The organism is Chromobacterium piscinae, assembly GCF_021129175.1.
Lineage (GTDB): Bacteria > Pseudomonadota > Gammaproteobacteria > Burkholderiales > Chromobacteriaceae > Chromobacterium > Chromobacterium piscinae.
In genome coordinates this window covers 1-17,895 of the sequence record NZ_JAJOHV010000051.1, presented here as the reverse complement: position 1 = coordinate 17,895, position 17,895 = coordinate 1, and the positions used below count along the sequence as shown (strand labels likewise).

Genomic DNA, 17,895 nt, shown 5'->3' with positions numbered 1-17,895 from the left:
CCCGCGCTACGGTTTTTCACCCCAATCGATAGGATACCATCCGGCCTGGACGTAACAGTGGAAGATGGAATATGGCCACTCCGCCGCTATGGCGGCGATGCCATGCTTGACTGGGTTGAAATGCACATCATCCAAATGTGCGGTGAAATCGGCTTTATCGCGGATGCGATGTTCCCAATAGCGGTGCCGCCACAAGGTGCCGCATCCTTTGGCGGCACGGTGGACGCTCTGCCATTCTGCCCGGAAATACCGTTTCCCCACCAAGCGGGTGACTCGCGGCTTGATTTCGCGCCAACACATCGCGTAATCGGCGCCTCCATCCGGCATGCTCCAGATCGCATGCAAGTGGTCCGGCAACAGAACCCAGCCATCAATAGCGAATGGCCGCTCTCGCCGCACCGCCAGGATGGCCTCGCGCAAGGTGGCGCGCACATCGGGTTCCAACAAAATAGGTTGCCGGCGCTCGGTCACCACGGTGAAGAAATAGCACCCGCCAGACAGGCGGTCTCGCCGAAAACGGGCCATATGTGGGTCCCCGCGGAAAAGCCCACTCTCACACGCCACAAGTCTAAGCCCACCAGACCGTTCGGGCAGTCCACCATCCCATGCCGCCGTGGCGACACCACATCACATGTCTGGATGCGGCGGTAACGCAGGTTGGACCAACGGGCCGCACCCGCGATCACCTCCTCGCCCTCATTCCCCCATGCGTACTAACCGCCACGCTCACCGACATCCAATGCCGCGCCGCATCCCCCAGGTATGGCCTGTGGCCGCCCCCGCTATGGGTCCAACACCGTTCACGACAAAGCCTATTCGCCGTCCCATCAATACCCACGGCGCGGCCAGGCCGCCGCTTGCGCCGCGCGCTTCATCAACCGAGACGCCATGCCATGGACACCGCCGATCAGGACACCCGCTCCGCCACCCCGCAACCGGGCATCCTGCGCGGCAACATCCCGGAACTGGGCAAAAGCCCGGTCCACCTCTTGTCCGCCATCGTGGCGCTGGCGTCGGACAAGTTGTGGGACGTGATGCTGCTGGACATGGCCAAGGCGATGCCATTGCCAGACAGGATTCGCTTCTTTCTGCTGGCCGGGCTGCTGCTGCTGCTGTTCACCACCCTCAGCGCCGCGCTGACCCAGCGCTGGGTGGACAAGGACGAGCCAGGCGCGGCCCTGGCCAAAGGGCTAGCCATGGGAGTCCTGGCGGGTCTGCCATACTCATTCGGTTCCACCGAATTAGGGCTGATCTTCATAGGCTGGTCAGGTATCAACGAGTTGCAGAAGTTGGAAAAGTAAGCTTCGCCACCACTCAGGAGAACCAAACCATGCATCCTCATCACCCATTTTCCCTGCTACTTCGCGCCGCGCCGCTGCTGGCCGCTCTGGCCTCTGGACAGGCGCTGGCCGCCAGCGCGCCGCCTTTGCCCGCCTTGGGCGCCGATCCGGCGCAAAACACGGTGTCCGGCCTGTCCTCCGGCGCCTTCATGGCCGCCCAGTACAGCGTTACCTATTCCGCTAGCGTGGCCGGCGCCGGCATCGTCGCCGGCGGCCCGTTCTATTGCGCCGGCCTGAATAAGCTGGGCGGCGCCAACCGCTTCATGATGACCGCCAGCAACCAGTGCATGCGACCGCAGGGCGCGGCACCGTCCGGCGCGGCCGCCTGGAAAGAAGCCCAGCAGTTCGCCAAGCAGGGCGCGATCGACCCGGTGGACAATATCAAGCGCCAGCGGCTGTACATCTTCACCGGCGCGTCCGACAGCGTGGTCTATCCCAAGGTAGTGGCGCAAACCCGTGCCTTCTACCAGAACGCCGGCGTGCCGGACGCGCAGATACGCTATGTGGACAACGTCAACGCCGGCCATGCGCTGCTCACCTCCAACCCCGGCGACGAGGCCTGCCCGGTCAATGTATCTCCCGCCGCCGGCAGCACCAAAACCAACCTCAACAACTGCGGCTTCATGCAATCGCAGGACATTCTGCGCCAGCTGTACGGCAGCGATCTGAAGCCGCCGACAAGCAAACTGGCCGGCGAGCTGCTGGACTTCGACCAGGCCGAGTTCTCCAAGGGCCGCTATACCGGCCTGTCCAACATCGGCCACGTCTACGTTCCGGCCGACTGCCGCAAGCAGAGCTGCCGCGTGCACGTGGTATTCCACGGCTGCACTCAGGAAGACAGCCGCATCGGCAACCGCTATTACACCAGCACCGGCTTCAACGAAATGGCCGACCGCAACCGCATCATCGTGTTGTACCCGCAAATCCGCACCGACCCGAAACGCAACCCGCAAGGCTGCTGGGACTTCTGGGGCTATAGCAGCAAAGATCCGGCCCAGCCCGATTTCTACGCCAAAACGGCGCCGCAGATGTCCGCCATCCGCGCGATGGTGGAACGTCTGGACAGCCCACGCCAATGAAAGGAAAACCCGATATGGACGCGCATCCGCTGAATGCCTGGCTGCAAAACGGCGAAACCGGCTGGCAAGCCTGGCATCCGATGTTTCGCCAATTCTTTTTCGCCGGGCTCCCCGCCCATGGCGACTGGAAAGCCAAATTGCAAACCGGGCTGGAACAACGCCAGCGGCTGGACGAATGGCAGCAAGGCGAAAGCAGCCAGTGGCGCCAGGCCTGGAAGCAGCACGTCGACGCCGACGGCTGGCTCAACTATTGCCAGCAATGCCAGGACATCAGCCAGCAATTCGGCCACCAAGTAATGAACTGGCAGTTGAAGCTGATCACGCTGTGGCGGGAACAGGGCTTTGAACTGTTGCGCAATCTGCTGGACTCGCGCGGCGGCGCCGACGACCTGCTGGCCTTCAACGCCGTGCATCAAAGCGCAAAACAAAGCATGGGCGTTCACCAGGAAGACCTGCAGCAGCTGTTGACCGGCTTCTCTCCCGCGCTGATGGACTGCCTGCAGCAATTCCTGACGCCCAAGACCGACTCCCCCGCCGCCTGACGCCTCCCCATCACTCCCAACGGTCACCGCTCGCGGTGACCGGCTTCAACTGCTCCGCCCCGTCCTTCCGCGCCACACTCAAGCCTGTTCCCCGAGCCCATCCGCATTCACGACGCCCCTCCCTCCCCGTACCAGTAGGTATCCGCCCGCCGCCTGGCGGCGCTTCCCCGCGCAAAGGACATGACCATGAAAACCAATACCGCCGGCATCAATCTGATCAAACAATTTGAAGGCGTTCGCCTGCAGGCTTACCAGGACGCCGTCGGCGTCTGGACCATAGGCTACGGCCATACCGGCCCGGAAGTGAAAGCCGGCATCCGGATCTCGCAGCAACAGGCGGAACAGCTCCTGGCCACCGATCTGGAAAAGTTCGAAACCGGCGTCGGCAAGGCGGTAACCGTGCCGCTGAACGCCAACCAGTTCTCCGCGCTGGTCAGCTTCAGCTACAACCTGGGCCTGGGCAATCTGCGAAGCTCGACTCTGCTGCGGCTGCTGAACAAGGGCGACTACACCGGCGCGGCCGGCCAGTTCCCGCTCTGGAACAAGGCGGGAGGAAACGTTCTGCCTGGCCTGAGCCGCCGCCGGCTGGCCGAACAAACCTTATTCCAGACGCCCGTCGTCGCCTGACTCTTCACACGGAGCTCTCCCGGGCGTTCCAGCAAACAGTCTGCCGGCCAAGCCGCGCAGGCTGTTTTCGCATTCATTCCCCCGGAGAAACGCCATGCCAAACCATACGAACCCACTACTCGCCAAGCCCGCCCAGCCCTGCGGCAGACAGCGATCCATCCTGTCCGCGCGCGCCGCGGCGCGCCGTCTCGCCATTTCATTGACCGCCGGAGGCTGCCATGGCTGACGGCACGCTTAATCCCCAGCTACGCCAGGTTGCCGAACAGTACTTGGAGAGACCGCTCGAGGCAGAGGAAGAACAACAACTGCTCAGCCTGCAGCAAAATATCCAGAGCCAGCCGCCCGCCCCGCTGGGCGCCACCCAGCAGGCCAAACAGCAAGCGCAGCAAGCCATCAGCCAGAGCCAGGCCAAAGCGGGCGCCAGCGTGAAAGACATTCTGCAAACGATCCAGACCAGCTCATCCAAGGCTTTGCAAGTACAGGAGGCGGAGGAACAGGCCATTCTCAAGTTGCTGGAAGGCAGCAAAACCCTATCCGAGCTGCGACCCGCCGCGATGCAGCCGATGGGCAATGGTTTGAAGCCCGGCAGCCAATTGGCGATGGCTCAGATCGCCGATCATCTGTCCAACTTGGCGCGCAAGGAAGTGGAGAACTGCTTCAACCAGTACTTTGGTCCGCTGAACCAGCAGCTACAGGCGCTGGTGGCGCGGCTGGAAGCGAAAGAAGCCGCGGAAGCGGCCGCGCCCGATACGCCGTCCGCAGCCAGCTCCGCTCAAACCGATGCGCAGAACGTTCACAAGCCGCAAGACCCGCCGTCCACAGAGCAGCACTGACAATCAAGGGCAAACCGCAGCAGCGCCCCGATTCATGTGCCTTTCATTCCCAATCCAAAGGAGTCAAACACATGGCTACCATCGTAAGCGAACAAATCACCGACGCCGTCACCCAATCCAACGTCAAAGTGCTGGGCGAAGCGCCCGCCATGGCGCTGGGCTCGCTGTACCAGACCATGGCCCACTCCACCGGCATCCTGTTCGAAAACGCCATCTCGGCGCAGCAACAACAAAACACGCTGGCGCAAGCCGCCTCCAATATGGGCGTGATGCAGATCTACAGCATGGACACCATGGCCGACGCCGCCGGCACCGAGAAGATGTCTCAAGCCGGCGTCGCCGACAACCTGACCAGCCTGCTGACCGTGCTGCAATCGTTCCGCCGCTAAGCCCCGTCTCCATCCACCGAAAGGAATCCCGTTAAATGGCAACCACCGTCAATCCGCAAATCACCGACGCCGTCACCCAAGCCAACGTCAAGGTGCTGGCCGAAGCGCCCGCCATGGCGCTGGGCTCCATCTACCAGACCATGGCCCACTCCACCGGCATCCTGTTCGAAAACGCCATCTCGGCGCAGCAACAGCAAAACACGCTGGCCCAAGCGTCCACCAATATGGGAGTGATGCAGATCTACAGCGTGGACACCATGGCCGACGCGGCGGGCACCGAAAAGATGGCCCAGGGCGGCGTAGCCGACAACCTGACCAGTCTGCTGACCGTGCTGCAAAGCTATCAGCGCTGATCCCTTCCACCGCTAAACCAGGAGCTGTGCAATGGCACTAGACCAAATCACCGACGCCGTCACCCAATCCAATGTGAAAGTGCTGGGCGAAGCGCCGGCCATGGCGATGGGTTCCATCTACCAGACCATGGCCCACTCCACCGGCATTCTGTTCCAGAACGCGGTGGCGGCCCAACAACAACAAAACACGCTGGCGCAAGCGGCGGCCAACCAGGGCATCCTGCAGATCTACAGCATGAACACCATGGCCGCCGCCGCCGGCTCGGAAAAGATCGGCCAGGGCGGCATCGCCGACAACCTGACCAGTCTGCTGGCCGTGCTGCAAAGCTTCCAGCGTTAATCCCCTTCCCCGACTGTTTCTTACAGCCTCCATCGCCCCGGCAACGGGGCGTCTTTTTTATCACCTTCCCGCATCAAACACCGCCGCGATCGCCTCCACCGCCGCCCTCACCCGCGCCACCTGCTGCAAATCCGGATGCAGCACCAGCCACATGTCCACCGGATCTACCCGATCCGGCCACACCCGCTCCAGCCCGGCGTCCTCATCGGCGATGAAGCAGGACAACATGGCGATGCCCATGCCGGCCAGCGCCGCCTGCCGCAGGGTCAGCTGCGAATTGGCCTGCAAGGCGATGCGGGCCTGGTCCACGCTTTCGCCGCACAGCCGCTGCCAGTGGCGCGGCACGGTGTCGCGCGGGAACATCAGCAGCTCGTGGCCGGCGAAGCCGTCGCCGGACAGCGGCCATCCGCGCCGCGCCAAGTAGTCCGGCGACGCGTACAGGCTCATGTCGATGGCGGCCAGCTTGCGCACCAGCACCTCGCCCCTATCCGGCCGCAGGCTGCGGATGGCGAAATCCACCTCGCCGGCCGCCACGTCGCTGAGCGACAAGCCGGTCAGCAGCGTGAACTCCAGCTCCGGATGCCGTCGCGACAACTCGGCCAGCGCAGGGATGACGAAGGCCTCGGCCACGGTGTCGGTGGCGGCGATGCGCACCGGCCCGGCCAGTTGGCGATCACTGTGCGCGGCCTTGCGGCTGAAGGCGTCGGCGGCGGCTTCCATCCGCTCGGCGTCGGCCAGCAGCATCGCGCCGGACTCGCTCAGCTGGTAGCCCTGCGGCGTGCGCAAAAACAGCCGGCCGCCGATCTCGGCCTCGAAAGCCTGCAGGCGCCGGCCCACCGTGGCCTGGTCCACGCCCAGCTGCTGCGCGGCGGCGCGCAGCGTGCCCGCGCGGGCGAGGGTGAGAAAGAAACGGGCGTTGTCCCAGTTCATGTTGCGCCTGCCTGCCATTGAATAGATGCGAAATTGCATCATCATTCAGCATATTTGTCTATTTTTACGCATCACATTCTCGCCTAGCATGGCCGGCATGTTTCTTCCACAGACTCCATCCATGTCCCACGCCAAGCCAGTCCAGACCGGCCTGCCCACCCTGCTGGCGCTCAGCGCCGGCATGTTCATGGCAGTGCTGGACACCAATATCGTCAACCTGGCGCTGCCCGCGCTGCAACGCAGCCTGAACGCCAGCCTCAGCCAGCTCACCTGGATCGTGGACGCCTACGCGCTCGGCTTCGCCGGCCTGATGCTCAGCGCCGGCTGGCTGGCCGACCGCTTCGGCCCGCGGCGGATGCTGGCCTGGGGACTGGCCCTGTTCGTGCTGGCCTCGCTGCTGTGCGGATTCGCGCCCGGCGCGCAAACGCTGATCCTCTTCCGGCTGCTGCAAGGGATGGCCGCCGCGTTGTTCATCCCCAGCTCGCTCGGCCTGCTGCGCCACGCTTTCCCCCATCCGGCCGAACGCGCGCGCGCCGTCGGCCTGTACGGCGGCCTGTCCGCCAGCGCCGCGGCGGCGGGCCCGGTGCTGGGCGGCCTGCTGCTGGGGCCGCTGGGCTGGCGCGGCGCTTTCCTGATCAATGTGCCCATCGGCCTCGCCGCCTTGCTGGCCATCCCCTTCGTGGTGCCCTTCCGGGAAGCGTCGCCGTCCCGCGGCGCGGACCTGCCGGGCCAGGCCGCCGGCATGCTGACGCTGTCGCTGGCCAGCTACGCGCTGATCGAGGGGCCGCGCCTGCCGGCGCCCGTCCTGCTCGCCCTGTTGCTGGCCATCGCCGCCGGCGTCCGGCTGTTCTGGCGGCTGGAGCAAGCCAACCCGCAGGCGATGGTGCCGCCGGAGCTGTTCCGCCATCCCGCCTTCGCCGCCGCCAACTGGGTGGGCTTCGCCATCGGCGTCGCCTATTTCGGCAGCCTGCTGCTGCTCAGCCTTTATCTGCAGCAGGGGCTGGGCCTGGACGCGCTGCATGCCGGCCTAGCCATGCTGCCGCTGGCCGCCTGCCTGATCGCCGGCAACGTCGCCGCCGGACGCCTGTTGCCGAGATTGGGGGCCCGCCGCCAGATGCGCGGCGGCCTGCTGCTCTCCGCCGCCGGCTATCTGCTGCTGGCCCTCGCCGACGGCCATGCGCTGGCCTGGTCGCTGCTGGCCATGCTGCCGCTGGCGCTGGGCACCGCGCTCGCCATCGCGCCGATGACCGCCACCGTGCTGGAAAGCGCGCCGCCGCAACTATCCGGCACCGCATCCGCGGTGCTGAACGCCATCCGCCAGACCGGCTCCCTGGTCGGAACCGCCGGCGCGGCGCTGGTGGTGGGCCACAGCGCCGACCCGCGCCAGGCGCTGCCGATCGGCCTCGGCCTGGCCGCGCTGGCGACGCTGGGCGCGGCCTGGGCGGCCAGCCGGATTCCCGCCGCGGAACGAGAGGCGTCGCCGCTCGCGGCGACGCGCTGACCGCGATGTCAAAACATCACGCGCCTCGCCTCCGCCTCCCAATGCCGGCGCCGGCTGAGGCGGCAGCGCATGGTGATCTCGCGTTGAAACAGCCACGGGTATAAACGGTAGAGGTAACGCATCGCACGGCTCGCTTTCTGAGTACGGTTGGGATGCGTGTTAGGATAGTTTTCGAATCCTTGCGAATAAACGCGCAATTTCGGAAAGATTGTCCTGATATGAAAACAATGCCGTCGCCAGACAACCTATTGGCCTTCGACGCGCTGGCGCGCGCCGGCAGCTTCACCGCCGCCGCCGATCTGCTGGATTGCCACAAAAGCCTGGTCAGCGCGCGGATCAAGGAGCTGGAACGGGAAATGGGCGCGGCGCTGGTGCTGCGCACCACGCGCAAGATGGCGCTGACCGAGGCCGGCGAACGGCTGCGCCCGCACGCGGCCAGGCTGCGGGAGACCGTGGCTCAGGCGCGGATGGCGGTGGATGAAACGCAAAGCGACGTCGAGGGCCCGCTCACGGTCAGCACCACCTCGTCGCTGGCCCAGCACGTGCTGGGCCCGGCGCTGAGCGAGCTCGCCGCCTCGCACTCCGGCTTGCAGCTGTCGCTGGAAGTGAACAACCGGCTGCAGGACCCGGTGGCCGACGTGCTGGACTTCTGCCTGCGCTCGGCGCGCTCCCATACCATTCACGACGACAGGCTGGTAGCGCGGCTGGCCGGCTACGCCAGCGAGAATCTATACGCGTCGCCGGCCTACCTGGCCCGCCACCCGGTCATCCGCCAGCCCGCCGACCTGGCCGCGCACCGGCTGCTGGTGATGGAGTCCGAGCAGCGCGGCGGACTCCAGCTCACGCGCGGCGAGCAGCTGCTGTCCCAGCCCGTCGGCGCGCTTTTCTACCTGAACGACTATCCGCTGCGAACCCATCTGGCGCTGAAAGGGCACGGCATCACGATGCTGGCCGATTACGCGGTGCAAAGCCATTTGCGCGACGGCGAGCTGACGCGGGTGCTGCCGGAATGGCATTGCGACTATTGGCCGATCTACCTGGTCCACCCGTTCCGCGCGCCGCTGACGCGAAAATACCAGACCTTCATCGATTTCGTGCTGCCGCGCGTCTCCGCCGCGTTGCCGGAAAATCAGATGGATCAGGCCGGACGCGCCAACATCACCCGGTAAAACTCGACAAAAGCGCGCGCCGCCGCCGGCGCGTGGCGGCCCGGCGGAAACACCGCGTAGACGCCGCCCTTGGGCAAGGTCCACTGCGGCAGCAAGTGGACCAGCCGGCCCTGGCGCAGATCCTCCTGCACGCTGAACGAATCCAGCACCGACATCCCCGCCCCAGCCAGCAGCAGCGAGCGCAGCGAGGCGGCGGAATCCACCTTGATCCGGGCGCGCATCCTCACCGTCTCCTCCTCGCCGTCCCTGCCGGCGAAGCACCAGGTCAGCGGCGTCTTCAGCAGTGTCAGCGCCACCCAGTCATGCCCAACCAGTTCGCCAGGGTGGCCGGGCATGCCCCGCTCGCGCAGATAGGCCGGCGACGCCACCAGCCGCTGGGCGAATTCTCCTAGCTTCAGCGCCCTGAGTGAGGAGTCGCGCAACGTGCCCAGGCGAATGGCGAGATCCATGCCCTCGGCCACCAGGTCCACCATGCGGTCGATCGCGTGCAGCTCCAGCTGCAGCCCGGGATGCCGGCGGATGAACTGGGTGGCCGCCGGCGCCACCGATTCCGCCATATGGCTGACCGGCGCGGTCAGCCGCAGCGTGCCGGACAACGCCGCCGCGCCATGGCCGGCCTGCAGCAGCGCGTCGCGCAAGGCGGCCAGCGCCGGCTGGGCGTCCAGGTACAAGGCCTGGCCGGCCTCGGTCAGCTTCACCCGGCGCGTAGTGCGGGTGAACAGCGTCGCGCCCAGCTGCGCCTCCAGCCGGCCCACCTGCAGACTGACGTTGGCCTTGGTCATCCCTAGCCGCTCCGCGGCGGCGGTGAAGCCGCCAGCCTCCGCCACCGCCACGAAGATCTGCAGCCCTTCCAGATTGCCCTCTACGCCTCTCGCCATATCAACTGTCAATTTTTCAATAACAATCAATTATGATTTCAGCCGTTTATCGAATCAATCGGAAAGCGCATCATGCACTCCATCAGCGCTGCGACGCGGCGCCCCAATCCGATATCAAATCAGGAGTCTCACCATGAAAATCGCACTGATCGGCGCCAGCGGCTATGTCGGTTCCGCCCTGTTGAAAGAAGCCCTGTCCCGCGGCCACCACGTCACCGCGCTGGTTTCCCGCCCGGAACGCATCGAAGCCCAGGCCAATCTGGCCGCCGCCAAGGTTGACGTGCAGGACAGCGCCCAGCTGGCCGAACAACTGAAGGGCTTCGACGCCGTGGTCAGCGCCTTCAGCGGCCACGCCCAGGCCGAGCAGTTCGACTACTTCGTCAAGGGCGTGCGCTCCATCATCGCCGCGGCCAAGGCCGCGCAAGCGCCGCGTCTGTTGGTGGTCGGCGGCGCCGGCAGCCTGGAAGTCGCCCCCGGCGTGCAGCTGGTGGACACCCCGGAATTCCCGGAGCAATGGAAGGCCTCGGCGCTGGGCGCCCGCGAAGCGCTGAACCTGCTGCGCGCCGAAACCGAGCTGAACTGGACGCTGCTGAGCCCGTCGGCGATGCTGCAGCCGGGCCAACGCACCGGCCAGTTCCGCCTGGGCAAGGACCAGCTGCTGGTCGATGCCGAAGGCAACAGCCACATCTCGGTGGAGGACTACGCCGTCGCCATGATCGATGAGCTGGAAAAAGGCGAGCACCAGCGCAGCCGCTTCACCGTCGGCTACTGATCGCCCATCAACGGGGAGGCCAGACAGCCTCCCCGGTTTCCTGCAGATGGCGCCAACGCCAGTTGGCGCCGTCCCGGAACAGCACGGCCGTCGCGTGGCGGCCGTTGCCGCTGCCGTCGCCCAAGGTCTGCGTTTCGTAGTAAGCCACCGTCGCGGCGTCTCCATCCCCCATCAGCAGCGTCATCCGCTCCAGCGCGATTTCCAGCCCCGGCCGGCTGCCTGCCGCGCCCTGGAAAAATGCCCGCAATCCCTGCCTATCCAGCCGCGCGCCGCTTGGCGCCACCATGGCGAAGTCGGCGTCGAAACCCGCCATCAGCGCTGCCAGCGCCTCCTCGCCATGCGGCCCGTCGCCCAGCCAGCGCGCGATCTGCGCCAAAGTGTCGCGAACCTGCGCCGATACCGCCAATTCATCATTCTTCATCATGCTTCTCCCATTCGAGGACGATTCAATAAACGCAATACCTCCGCATTGCCTATCCGGCTGCCCAGCCACAAGGGCGGCAACATGGCCAAGGCGGCGGCCAGAAAACACAGATGGAAGGCCCGCACCGACAATTCCCGCGCCGCGGGCGCCGCCGGATCGGCAATGCCTTGCCCGGCAAGCAGCAGGTTCAGCAGCACGCAGGCCAGCGCCATGCCGACGCAGAAGCTCACCTGGCGGTTGATGTTCCACAAGGCGCTGGCCTCGCCCATCCGTACCGGCTCAACTCTCAGGAAAGCCGTGCTCTGGCTGGCGCTGCTGCACAAGGTGCCGCCCAGACCCATCAGCGCGTAGCTGCCGGCCAGCCAGGACAGCTGCCCGGAGCGGTCTATCGCCAGCAAGCTCAGGAAGCCGATGCCCTGCGCCAGCGCGCCGGCCATCAGCAGCGGTCTCGGCCCCAGCCGGCGATAGCCGCGCCCGGTCAGCGCGATCGCGGCGAACGAGCCCAACGACCACGGCAGCATCAACAAGCCGGCGATGGAAGCCGGCACGCCCAGCACCTGCTGCAGATACAGCATCGCCACCAGGCTGACGCCCATGAAGACTCCTGGCACCAGCAGATACATCAGCATCGACATCCGCAGCAGCGGATCACGCAGCAGCTCCAGCCGCAGAATGGGCTGCGGATGCCGGCGGCTGTGCCGCGTGTAAGCCGCGCCCAGCGCCAGGCCCGCCGCCAGCAACGCGCCGCCGCGCGCCCAGGTGGACGGCTGCGCCAGATCGCCCAGCCCTTGCAAAACCAGCAACAATGTCAGGCTGCCCAGCAGCAGGCCAAGCCAATCCAGGCCGGCGGCCGGCTCCGGCTCGCGCTCGTCCCGCAGCCAGCGCAGCGCCAGCGCCAGCGGCACGGCGGCCAGCGGCAGGTTGAGCCAGAAAATCCAGCGCCAGCCCAGCGCGTCCAGCGCCAGCCCGCCCAGCGTAGGCGACAAGGCCGGCGCCAGTTGGCTCACCAGCAGGATCAGCGCGGTCAGGCCCGGCCGCTCCGCCGGCCGGTACAAGCGATAGGTCATGGTCTGGCCCAACGGGATCAGCAAGCCGCCGCCCAAGCCCTGCAGCGCGCGCCAGGCGATCAACGCGCCGAGCGAGCCGGCCTGCGCCGCGCCGGCCGAGCCCGCCATGAACAGCAGCAGCGAGGCGACGAACACCCGCTTGCCGCCCCAGCGCGCCGCCAGCCAGTTGCCCAACGGAATCACCGCGGTCAACCCCAGGATGTAGGCGGTGCCCACCCAGGCCAGCTCCGCCACGTCGCGATGAAAGGCGCGGGCGATGTCGGGAAAGGCGACATTGCCGACGAAAAGATTGGCCAGGTCGATGAAAAAACCCAACAGGTACACCGCGGCCACGCGTTTGCGATACTCCATGCATCCAACCTCCTTGCTTGACGGAGGCCAGCTTAGTCTCGCCCGATGACCGGAAAAACCACCGGCAATCGATTAAACTGTCAAAACTATTTTGACAATAAAGCCCACCCGGACATGAGCCTGCAACGCTTCCGCATCTTCGCCGCCATCGTGGAAAGCGGCTCGCTGACCGCCGCCGCCGAGGCGCTGGGCCACAGCAAGGCGGTGGTCAGCTTCAACCTGAAACAACTGGAAGCCGAGCTGGGCGTGGCGCTGCTGACCCGCAGCACGCGCCGGCTGCAGCTGACCGAAACCGGCCGGCGCTTCTACCAGGACTGCCTGCATGTGCTGCGCATGGCGCAGGCGGCGATGGATGACGCGCGCCGCGGCCACGGCGGCCTGCAGGGCACGCTGAGCGTGAGCACCACGCCGGAATACGGCCGCCGCCTGGCGATTCCGGCGCTGGCGGCCTTCTCCCGGCTGCATCCGCGGCTGGCGGTGCGGCTGGAGTCGTCGTCGCGGCATGCCGACCTGATTTCTCAGCAAGTGGACGTAGCGATCCGGCTGGGCTCGCTGAACGACTCCAGCTACCGCGCGCGGCTGCTGGAGGCGTTCGACATCTGGCCGGTGGCGTCGCCCGGCTATCTGGCGCAGCCGGGCAAGCAAGTGGAAAACGTGGACGACCTCTCCCGCGCCGACTGGCTGGCGCACAGCCGGCTGGCGGCGCCGCTGCGCTGGAAACTGACGGGGAGAGATGGGGAAGCGATGCTGGACGCGGGCGACGCGCCGCGCATCGTCGCCGACACCTCGGGCGCGCTGCTGGACTTCGCGCGCCAGGGCTGCGGCGTGGCGCTGCTGCCGGACTGGCAGGTAAAAGACGATGTGGCCGCCGGCGCGCTGGCGCGCCTGCTGCCGGATTGGGCATTTCCGCGCCAAGGCGTGTACGCGGTCTACCCGGACACCCGCCACCTGCCGGAAAAAGTACGCGCCTTCATCGACTTTTTCGCCGACTATCTCGCTACGCGGCAAGGGGAGAACTGAGCCAGCCGCGGCTCTCAGAACCTGCGCCGCAGTTTAAGAAGTCGCTGGCAAAAAGCCGCGCATCCGATGCGCCCGGATCCCTTCAAGCCTGCCGCCGGGTGGCAGGCCCGAGGTTTTAAGACCCGCTAACAAAACCCTGATCCTGCGTTGCGCCTCCTTGTCGTACTACTTGTACTGCCTGCGTCGGCGCGCCTTGGCTCAGGTACACTCCGCGGTTTTGTTAGCGGCTCTAAGCGGCTGTCTGTTTGAGCCCCGCGACGTTAGCGCGCATCGCTGAGCGAATCTGGAAGATTCGCACGCAGAGAGTTCAGCCGCGCCTCGGGCCTGACGGCCCCCCGGAGGGAAGCCGCAGGCCAGGCTTGCAGGGTGGCTTTTAGGAGTGGAGGGGATATTTGGCCAAGCAAATATCCCCTCCCTGCTCGCCGGGCAGCCCCGGCTATGAAAATCATCATCCGCGCAGCGGATTCAAAACCTACAAACCGCGAACGAGCATATGAAAGCGCGACACGCTTACAGCTTGAAGCGCGCCACCACGCCCTCCAGCGACTGCGACAAACGCTCCAGGTCGGCCACCACCTGGCCGGCGCGGCCGATTTCGGCGTCCGACTGCAATGCCTGCGACGACATCTGCTCGGCAGTGCGCGCCATGTCCTCAGTGGCCTTGGACTGCTCGCTGGCGGCGTCGCGGATCTCGGCCGCCTGGCGCACCACCAGTTGCATGCTGGACTGGATTTCGGCGATCTGGCGCTGCGCCTCCTCGGCCAGCTCCACGCCGCCCTGCACCGCGCCGTAGGTTTTCGCCACGCGCTCGCGCGCCTGGCCAGAGCCCTGCTGCATGCCGCCGACCATGTCGTCGATCTCCACCGTGGCCTGGCTGGTGCGCTCGGCGAGCTTCCTCACCTCGTCGGCCACCACCGCGAAACCGCGGCCCTGCTCGCCGGCGCGCGCCGCCTCGATCGCCGCGTTCAGCGCCAACAAATTGGTCTGATCGGCGATGTCCTTGATCACGCCGGCGATGCTGCCCACCTGGGCCGAGCGGCGCTCCAGCTCCTCCATCACCGTCTTCACCTCGTCCATCGACGACGCGACCGAGCCGATCTCCACGCTGACCTTGCCCACAGCCTCCGCGCTCTGCGACGACAGCGCGCCGGCCTGCTGCACCGCCTCGGCGGTGCCGTGGCAGTTGCCGGCGATGTGGCTGACGCTGACCGACAGCTGCTCGATGGTGGCGGCCGTGGTTTCGCTGAGATCGGCGTTGTGGCGCGAACCGGCGGACAGGCGCTCGGTCATCCGCGCCAGCTCGCCGGCGCTGCGGTGCAGCTGGCCGCTCTGCTCGCGCACCTGCTGGAACATGCCGCGCAGCTGCTCCATGAACTGGTTGAACGCCGCCGCCACCTGGCCGGTTTCGTCGCGGCTGTCGGCCGGCAGACGCATGGTCAGGTCGCCGTGGCCGGAGCTGAGCGCGCGCATCGCGTCGCGCAGCTGCACCAGCGGCCGGCTGATGAAGCCGGACACCTGCCAGATCACCAGCAGCGACAGCAGCAGCACCACCGCGTCAATCGCCGCCACCCACCAGATGGTGCGCGTCACCGCGCCGTACACCTCATTGGCGTCCATCTCCACCACCACGAACCAGTCGGCGTTGGGCATATAACTGGAGGCGGCGATGGTCGGACCGTTGGGACCGTCGAAATGCGCCAGGTTGAAGCCGGATTTGTTCAGCAGCTGCGGCGCGATCGCCGACAGGCCGGGCAGATCGGCCAGCAGGGTTTTCTTCTGCATCGCCGCCGGATCGCGGTGCAGCCTCACCTGGCCGGAGGCGTCCACCACGTAGACCTGGCCGCGCTCGCCCACCGCCATCTTGCGCACGCGCTCGGCCATCTGGGTGACATCGAAGCCCAGCGCCGCCACCACGCGGTGGCCGGCCTGGCCCTTGTTGGCCAGCACGTTGACGAACATCATCACCTGCTGCTTGCCGGTTTCCGAGCCCAGCGTGAACTGGCTGTCGCGGCCGGAGGCCAGGAAGTCGGCCAGCCACTTGTCGTTGCCCTTGGGATCGGCCTTGACGGTAGTGTGATCGATGTAGATGTTGAGCGTGGCCTCGGAAGTCCAGGAGATGATGGATGCCCCGGACGTCTGCATCAGCGCCTTGGCGTAGCGCTGCCAGGGGCCAACGCCGGACTCGGGCTCGCCGGCGGCGGTCCAGTCCAACAGGTAGGTGTTGGCGGCCAGCTGGCGGGTCTGGCTCAAGGGCAGCGCGATGGAGGCGTCCAATTCGTTGCGTATGCCCTCCACCGTCGCCTTCAGTTCATGCTGCTCCAGGCGCTCGGTCAGCGCCGACTGGAACATGCGGGTGGACACCGTGCCGGCGATGGCCAGCGCGATGAGCAGGATCAGCGCGACGCTGACCAGGATTTTCTGTTTGACCGACCAGTTCTTGAACATGCTTGCTGGCTTTCCAGGAAGAGACGAAAAATGTCCGGCGCCGCCGGACCGCATATCCGCGCACGCTGCGCCCGCCAGACGGCGGCTGCGCGAGCCGGAGCGGATTCCGTCTCTATCTGAAAAGCATGCCGCCGTAATGGCGGCGGCAATTGTAACAAGCCCTTATGTTTTCGCCATGAAGAATATTTTCAGCAACACATCTTCATGTGGAGTAATTGCCACAGCTCAGCCGGGCTGCCGACGCGCCGGCTGGGTGTCGTGCAGAAAACGGGTGTAGAGGTCGCGCGGCGGCTGCAGGCCGCATTCGGCCAGAATGCGCCCCACCGCGCCGCGGTGATAGCCGCCGTGGGTGATCACCTGCATCAGCATCTCGACCCGGCTCATCCGGCCATGGCCGCCGTCGGTGAAGGTGAAGTCGACGTTCTCGGCGAGTTCGGCATCGCTCAGGCCGCTGGCGTAGCCGATGTACCAGGCGTCGGTTTCGCGCGCCGCGGCCAGCAGGTCGGCCAATGCCGGCGTGTCCGGCGTATTGGTGCCGGCGTAGCCATGCGGCCGGCCAGTCAGATTGCCGGCGAAGATGCGATCCACCACGTGGATGTGGTTGAGGATGCGAACGACGAGATGACGCTTGTCCGGGTGGGCTTCGCCATCCAGCTGGGCCGTCAGCGCGTGCAGCTCTTCATCGGCCCAGGCCTTGTAGCGGAACAGCGAGGGAAACAGATCGGGGAGACTCATCTTGCGGCCTTTCGCGCCGGACGGCGCCGGGTGGGACAAGTCTCCCATTGTCTCACAGCGGACTTTCCGATGTCATTGCGCGCCGTAAGCCGCGAGAAACACCCTGACCGCCTCCGCCACCCTGCCCGGCCGCTCCGACGCCGGCGCCAGCTCGTCGATCAGGCCGGTCATCATCGCCGCCTGGCATTCCGACTGCAGCAGGCCGTGGAAATGCATGGCGGCGGTCCACGGCGACGCCTGGCGCAGCCGCCCCGCCTCCATCTCGGCCGCCATGAAATTCGCCAGCCTGGTCCAGCCGGTCTTCGGGCCGTTCTCGTAAAACAGCTTGCCCACCTCGCTGCGGCTGCCGCTGCCCATCACGATCGCGTGCAGCGCGCGCAGCTGGGGGCTGAACAGGCTGTCGAGGAAGGCCACGCCGAAAGCGCGCAGCATTTCCTCCAGGTCGCCGCCCGGCTGCAGCTTGACGTAAGCAGACGACAGCTCCGTCGTCAGCGAGCGCATCACGTCCAGGAACAAGGCTTCCTTGGATGGGAAGTAGTTGTACAGCGTGGCCTTGGAGCCGCCGGCCCGGGCCGATATCTCGGACATCGACGCCGCCTCGTAGCCGCGTTCGACGAAGACTTCGGTCGCTGCCGCCACCAAGCCCTGGCGCTTGTTTTCGCTTTTTGTGCGCATATCCATCCTTAAAACTGAACCGTACGGTTCAATTTTTCTTGACAAGAAATCTCGCTCCGCCATATAACTATACCGTACCGTACAGTTAAATCAAAATACTCCCGGACAGAGACGATGAGAACCGCATATTTTCGCTGGCGGCCGCTGCCAGCAGCCGGCCTCTCCGCAGCGCTGACGCTGCTGGGAGGCTGCGCGATGACGCCGGACATGGGTCCGGCGCCGCAGATCAAACCGCTGCAACAATACCAGAATACGCAAAGCCTGCCCGCCTCGGACGGCGTCTGGGCCAATGAGCAATGGTGGAAAAAATACGGCGACGCGCAGCTGAACGCGCTGATGGACGAGGCGCTGAGCCAAGCGCCCGACCTCGCCGCCGCCCGCGCCCGCGTCGAGCGCGCCGAAGGCCTGGCGCAGCAAGCCGGCGC

The 17,895-nt window shown here is 66.1% G+C and carries 20 protein-coding genes and 1 pseudogene; 13 read left to right on the top strand and 8 right to left on the bottom strand.

Annotated elements, in window-relative coordinates:
• Window positions 1-6 precede the first annotated feature (6 nt).
• Window positions 7-525 (bottom strand): REP-associated tyrosine transposase, encoded by a 519-nt coding sequence (locus LQR33_RS13500; RefSeq protein ID WP_231176897.1) that lies wholly within the window; start codon window positions 523-525, stop codon window positions 7-9.
• A gap of 368 nt (window positions 526-893) precedes the next feature.
• Between LQR33_RS13500 and LQR33_RS13495 the strand changes: the two genes are divergently transcribed.
• The 8 genes from LQR33_RS13495 (at window position 894) to LQR33_RS13460 (ending at window position 5,503) form a co-directional block, all read left to right on the top strand.
• Window positions 894-1,301, top strand: coding sequence for a hypothetical protein (locus LQR33_RS13495; protein WP_166439632.1), 408 nt, complete (start codon window positions 894-896; stop codon window positions 1,299-1,301).
• A 29-nt stretch (window positions 1,302-1,330) separates the two neighbouring features.
• Entirely contained in the window at window positions 1,331-2,419 is a 1,089-nt protein-coding gene (locus tag LQR33_RS13490; RefSeq protein WP_166439631.1) for an extracellular catalytic domain type 2 short-chain-length polyhydroxyalkanoate depolymerase, read from the top strand.
• Between the two features lie 14 nt (window positions 2,420-2,433).
• Complete coding sequence (locus LQR33_RS13485; RefSeq protein ID WP_166439630.1) at window positions 2,434-2,961, top strand: hypothetical protein; 528 nt, start codon at window positions 2,434-2,436, stop codon at window positions 2,959-2,961.
• 186 nt (window positions 2,962-3,147) lie between these two features.
• A complete protein-coding gene (locus LQR33_RS13480) occupies window positions 3,148-3,588 on the top strand; it encodes a lysozyme (RefSeq protein WP_231176895.1) in 441 nt (146 codons plus the stop codon).
• A 218-nt stretch (window positions 3,589-3,806) separates the two neighbouring features.
• Window positions 3,807-4,421 (top strand): hypothetical protein, encoded by a 615-nt coding sequence (locus LQR33_RS13475; RefSeq protein ID WP_166439628.1) that lies wholly within the window; start codon window positions 3,807-3,809, stop codon window positions 4,419-4,421.
• A 71-nt stretch (window positions 4,422-4,492) separates the two neighbouring features.
• Window positions 4,493-4,810, top strand: coding sequence for a RebB family R body protein (locus LQR33_RS13470; RefSeq protein ID WP_166439627.1), 318 nt, complete (start codon window positions 4,493-4,495; stop codon window positions 4,808-4,810).
• 35 nt (window positions 4,811-4,845) lie between these two features.
• Window positions 4,846-5,163, top strand: coding sequence for a RebB family R body protein (locus LQR33_RS13465; RefSeq protein WP_166439626.1), 318 nt, complete (start codon window positions 4,846-4,848; stop codon window positions 5,161-5,163).
• A 31-nt stretch (window positions 5,164-5,194) separates the two neighbouring features.
• The gene (locus LQR33_RS13460; protein WP_166439625.1) at window positions 5,195-5,503 is read left to right on the top strand and encodes a RebB family R body protein; all 309 of its coding nucleotides are present in this window, start codon (window positions 5,195-5,197) and stop codon (window positions 5,501-5,503) included.
• Window positions 5,504-5,563: 60 nt separating this feature from the next.
• On the opposite strand, the gene LQR33_RS13455 is transcribed toward LQR33_RS13460, so the two are convergent.
• A complete protein-coding gene (locus LQR33_RS13455) occupies window positions 5,564-6,433 on the bottom strand; it encodes a LysR family transcriptional regulator (RefSeq protein WP_231469321.1) in 870 nt (289 codons plus the stop codon).
• A 121-nt stretch (window positions 6,434-6,554) separates the two neighbouring features.
• Here LQR33_RS13455 and LQR33_RS13450 point away from each other — a divergent pair, with 121 nt between their 5' ends.
• Together LQR33_RS13450 and LQR33_RS13445 are read left to right on the top strand one after the other, a co-directional pair.
• Window positions 6,555-7,934, top strand: coding sequence for an MFS transporter (locus tag LQR33_RS13450; RefSeq protein ID WP_166439623.1), 1,380 nt, complete (start codon window positions 6,555-6,557; stop codon window positions 7,932-7,934).
• A 218-nt stretch (window positions 7,935-8,152) separates the two neighbouring features.
• On the top strand, window positions 8,153-9,103 hold the full coding sequence (locus tag LQR33_RS13445; RefSeq protein WP_166439622.1) for a LysR family transcriptional regulator: 951 nt from the start codon (window positions 8,153-8,155) through the stop codon (window positions 9,101-9,103).
• Here LQR33_RS13445 and LQR33_RS13440 read toward each other — a convergent pair.
• The gene (locus LQR33_RS13440; RefSeq protein WP_231469319.1) at window positions 9,073-9,981 is read right to left on the bottom strand and encodes a LysR family transcriptional regulator; all 909 of its coding nucleotides are present in this window, start codon (window positions 9,979-9,981) and stop codon (window positions 9,073-9,075) included. The genes LQR33_RS13445 and LQR33_RS13440 overlap by 31 nt on opposite strands.
• A 133-nt stretch (window positions 9,982-10,114) precedes the next feature.
• Between LQR33_RS13440 and LQR33_RS13435 the strand changes: the two genes are divergently transcribed.
• Window positions 10,115-10,753 carry an NAD(P)-dependent oxidoreductase gene (locus LQR33_RS13435; protein ID WP_021477983.1) on the top strand — a complete coding sequence of 213 codons (639 nt, stop codon included), beginning with the start codon at window positions 10,115-10,117 and terminating at the stop codon, window positions 10,751-10,753.
• 7 nt (window positions 10,754-10,760) lie between these two features.
• On the opposite strand, the gene LQR33_RS13430 is transcribed toward LQR33_RS13435, so the two are convergent.
• Both LQR33_RS13430 and LQR33_RS13425 read right to left on the bottom strand, forming a co-directional pair.
• Complete coding sequence (locus LQR33_RS13430) at window positions 10,761-11,177, bottom strand: nuclear transport factor 2 family protein (RefSeq protein ID WP_166439620.1); 417 nt, start codon at window positions 11,175-11,177, stop codon at window positions 10,761-10,763.
• Window positions 11,174-12,595: an MFS transporter gene (locus tag LQR33_RS13425; protein WP_166439619.1), complete on the bottom strand. Its 1,422-nt coding sequence runs from the start codon at window positions 12,593-12,595 to the stop codon at window positions 11,174-11,176. The genes LQR33_RS13430 and LQR33_RS13425 overlap by 4 nt, the downstream gene beginning before the upstream one ends.
• Window positions 12,596-12,709: 114 nt before the next feature.
• Between LQR33_RS13425 and LQR33_RS13420 the strand changes: the two genes are divergently transcribed.
• Complete coding sequence (locus LQR33_RS13420; RefSeq protein WP_231469317.1) at window positions 12,710-13,615, top strand: LysR family transcriptional regulator; 906 nt, start codon at window positions 12,710-12,712, stop codon at window positions 13,613-13,615.
• A 510-nt stretch (window positions 13,616-14,125) separates the two neighbouring features.
• Here the strand turns inward: LQR33_RS13420 and LQR33_RS13415 are convergent.
• From LQR33_RS13415 to LQR33_RS13405, 3 genes are all read right to left on the bottom strand, one after another.
• Window positions 14,126-16,060, bottom strand: coding sequence for a methyl-accepting chemotaxis protein (locus tag LQR33_RS13415; protein ID WP_231469316.1), 1,935 nt, complete (start codon window positions 16,058-16,060; stop codon window positions 14,126-14,128).
• Between the two features lie 225 nt (window positions 16,061-16,285).
• Window positions 16,286-16,795 (bottom strand): DinB family protein, encoded by a 510-nt coding sequence (locus tag LQR33_RS13410; RefSeq protein ID WP_231469314.1) that lies wholly within the window; start codon window positions 16,793-16,795, stop codon window positions 16,286-16,288.
• A gap of 72 nt (window positions 16,796-16,867) precedes the next feature.
• Entirely contained in the window at window positions 16,868-17,470 is a 603-nt protein-coding gene (locus LQR33_RS13405; protein ID WP_011134266.1) for a TetR/AcrR family transcriptional regulator, read from the bottom strand.
• A gap of 114 nt (window positions 17,471-17,584) precedes the next feature.
• Between LQR33_RS13405 and LQR33_RS13400 the strand changes: the two are divergent.
• Window positions 17,585-17,895: pseudogene (locus LQR33_RS13400) on the top strand (multidrug transporter); the annotation flags it as partial.

Excerpts from the sequence above, each read along its gene's own strand:
- LQR33_RS13435 (WP_021477983.1), top strand. The coding sequence starts at position 10,115 with ATGAAAATCGCACTGATCGGCGCCAGCGGCTATGTCGGTTCCGCCCTG.
- LQR33_RS13480 (WP_231176895.1), top strand. The coding sequence starts at position 3,148 with ATGAAAACCAATACCGCCGGCATCAATCTGATCAAACAATTTGAAGGC.
- LQR33_RS13410 (WP_231469314.1), bottom strand. The coding sequence starts at position 16,795 with ATGAGTCTCCCCGATCTGTTTCCCTCGCTGTTCCGCTACAAGGCCTGG.
- LQR33_RS13475 (WP_166439628.1), top strand. The coding sequence starts at position 3,807 with ATGGCTGACGGCACGCTTAATCCCCAGCTACGCCAGGTTGCCGAACAG.
- LQR33_RS13440 (WP_231469319.1), bottom strand. The coding sequence starts at position 9,981 with ATGGCGAGAGGCGTAGAGGGCAATCTGGAAGGGCTGCAGATCTTCGTG.
- LQR33_RS13415 (WP_231469316.1), bottom strand. The coding sequence starts at position 16,060 with ATGTTCAAGAACTGGTCGGTCAAACAGAAAATCCTGGTCAGCGTCGCG.
- LQR33_RS13490 (WP_166439631.1), top strand. The coding sequence starts at position 1,331 with ATGCATCCTCATCACCCATTTTCCCTGCTACTTCGCGCCGCGCCGCTG.
- LQR33_RS13405 (WP_011134266.1), bottom strand. The coding sequence starts at position 17,470 with ATGCGCACAAAAAGCGAAAACAAGCGCCAGGGCTTGGTGGCGGCAGCG.
- LQR33_RS13455 (WP_231469321.1), bottom strand. The coding sequence starts at position 6,433 with ATGAACTGGGACAACGCCCGTTTCTTTCTCACCCTCGCCCGCGCGGGC.
- LQR33_RS13495 (WP_166439632.1), top strand. The coding sequence starts at position 894 with ATGGACACCGCCGATCAGGACACCCGCTCCGCCACCCCGCAACCGGGC.
- LQR33_RS13485 (WP_166439630.1), top strand. The coding sequence starts at position 2,434 with ATGGACGCGCATCCGCTGAATGCCTGGCTGCAAAACGGCGAAACCGGC.
- LQR33_RS13460 (WP_166439625.1), top strand. The coding sequence starts at position 5,195 with ATGGCACTAGACCAAATCACCGACGCCGTCACCCAATCCAATGTGAAA.
- LQR33_RS13450 (WP_166439623.1), top strand. The coding sequence starts at position 6,555 with ATGTCCCACGCCAAGCCAGTCCAGACCGGCCTGCCCACCCTGCTGGCG.
- LQR33_RS13420 (WP_231469317.1), top strand. The coding sequence starts at position 12,710 with ATGAGCCTGCAACGCTTCCGCATCTTCGCCGCCATCGTGGAAAGCGGC.
- LQR33_RS13425 (WP_166439619.1), bottom strand. The coding sequence starts at position 12,595 with ATGGAGTATCGCAAACGCGTGGCCGCGGTGTACCTGTTGGGTTTTTTC.
- LQR33_RS13470 (WP_166439627.1), top strand. The coding sequence starts at position 4,493 with ATGGCTACCATCGTAAGCGAACAAATCACCGACGCCGTCACCCAATCC.
- LQR33_RS13465 (WP_166439626.1), top strand. The coding sequence starts at position 4,846 with ATGGCAACCACCGTCAATCCGCAAATCACCGACGCCGTCACCCAAGCC.
- LQR33_RS13445 (WP_166439622.1), top strand. The coding sequence starts at position 8,153 with ATGAAAACAATGCCGTCGCCAGACAACCTATTGGCCTTCGACGCGCTG.
- LQR33_RS13430 (WP_166439620.1), bottom strand. The coding sequence starts at position 11,177 with ATGATGAAGAATGATGAATTGGCGGTATCGGCGCAGGTTCGCGACACT.
- LQR33_RS13500 (WP_231176897.1), bottom strand. The coding sequence starts at position 525 with ATGGCCCGTTTTCGGCGAGACCGCCTGTCTGGCGGGTGCTATTTCTTC.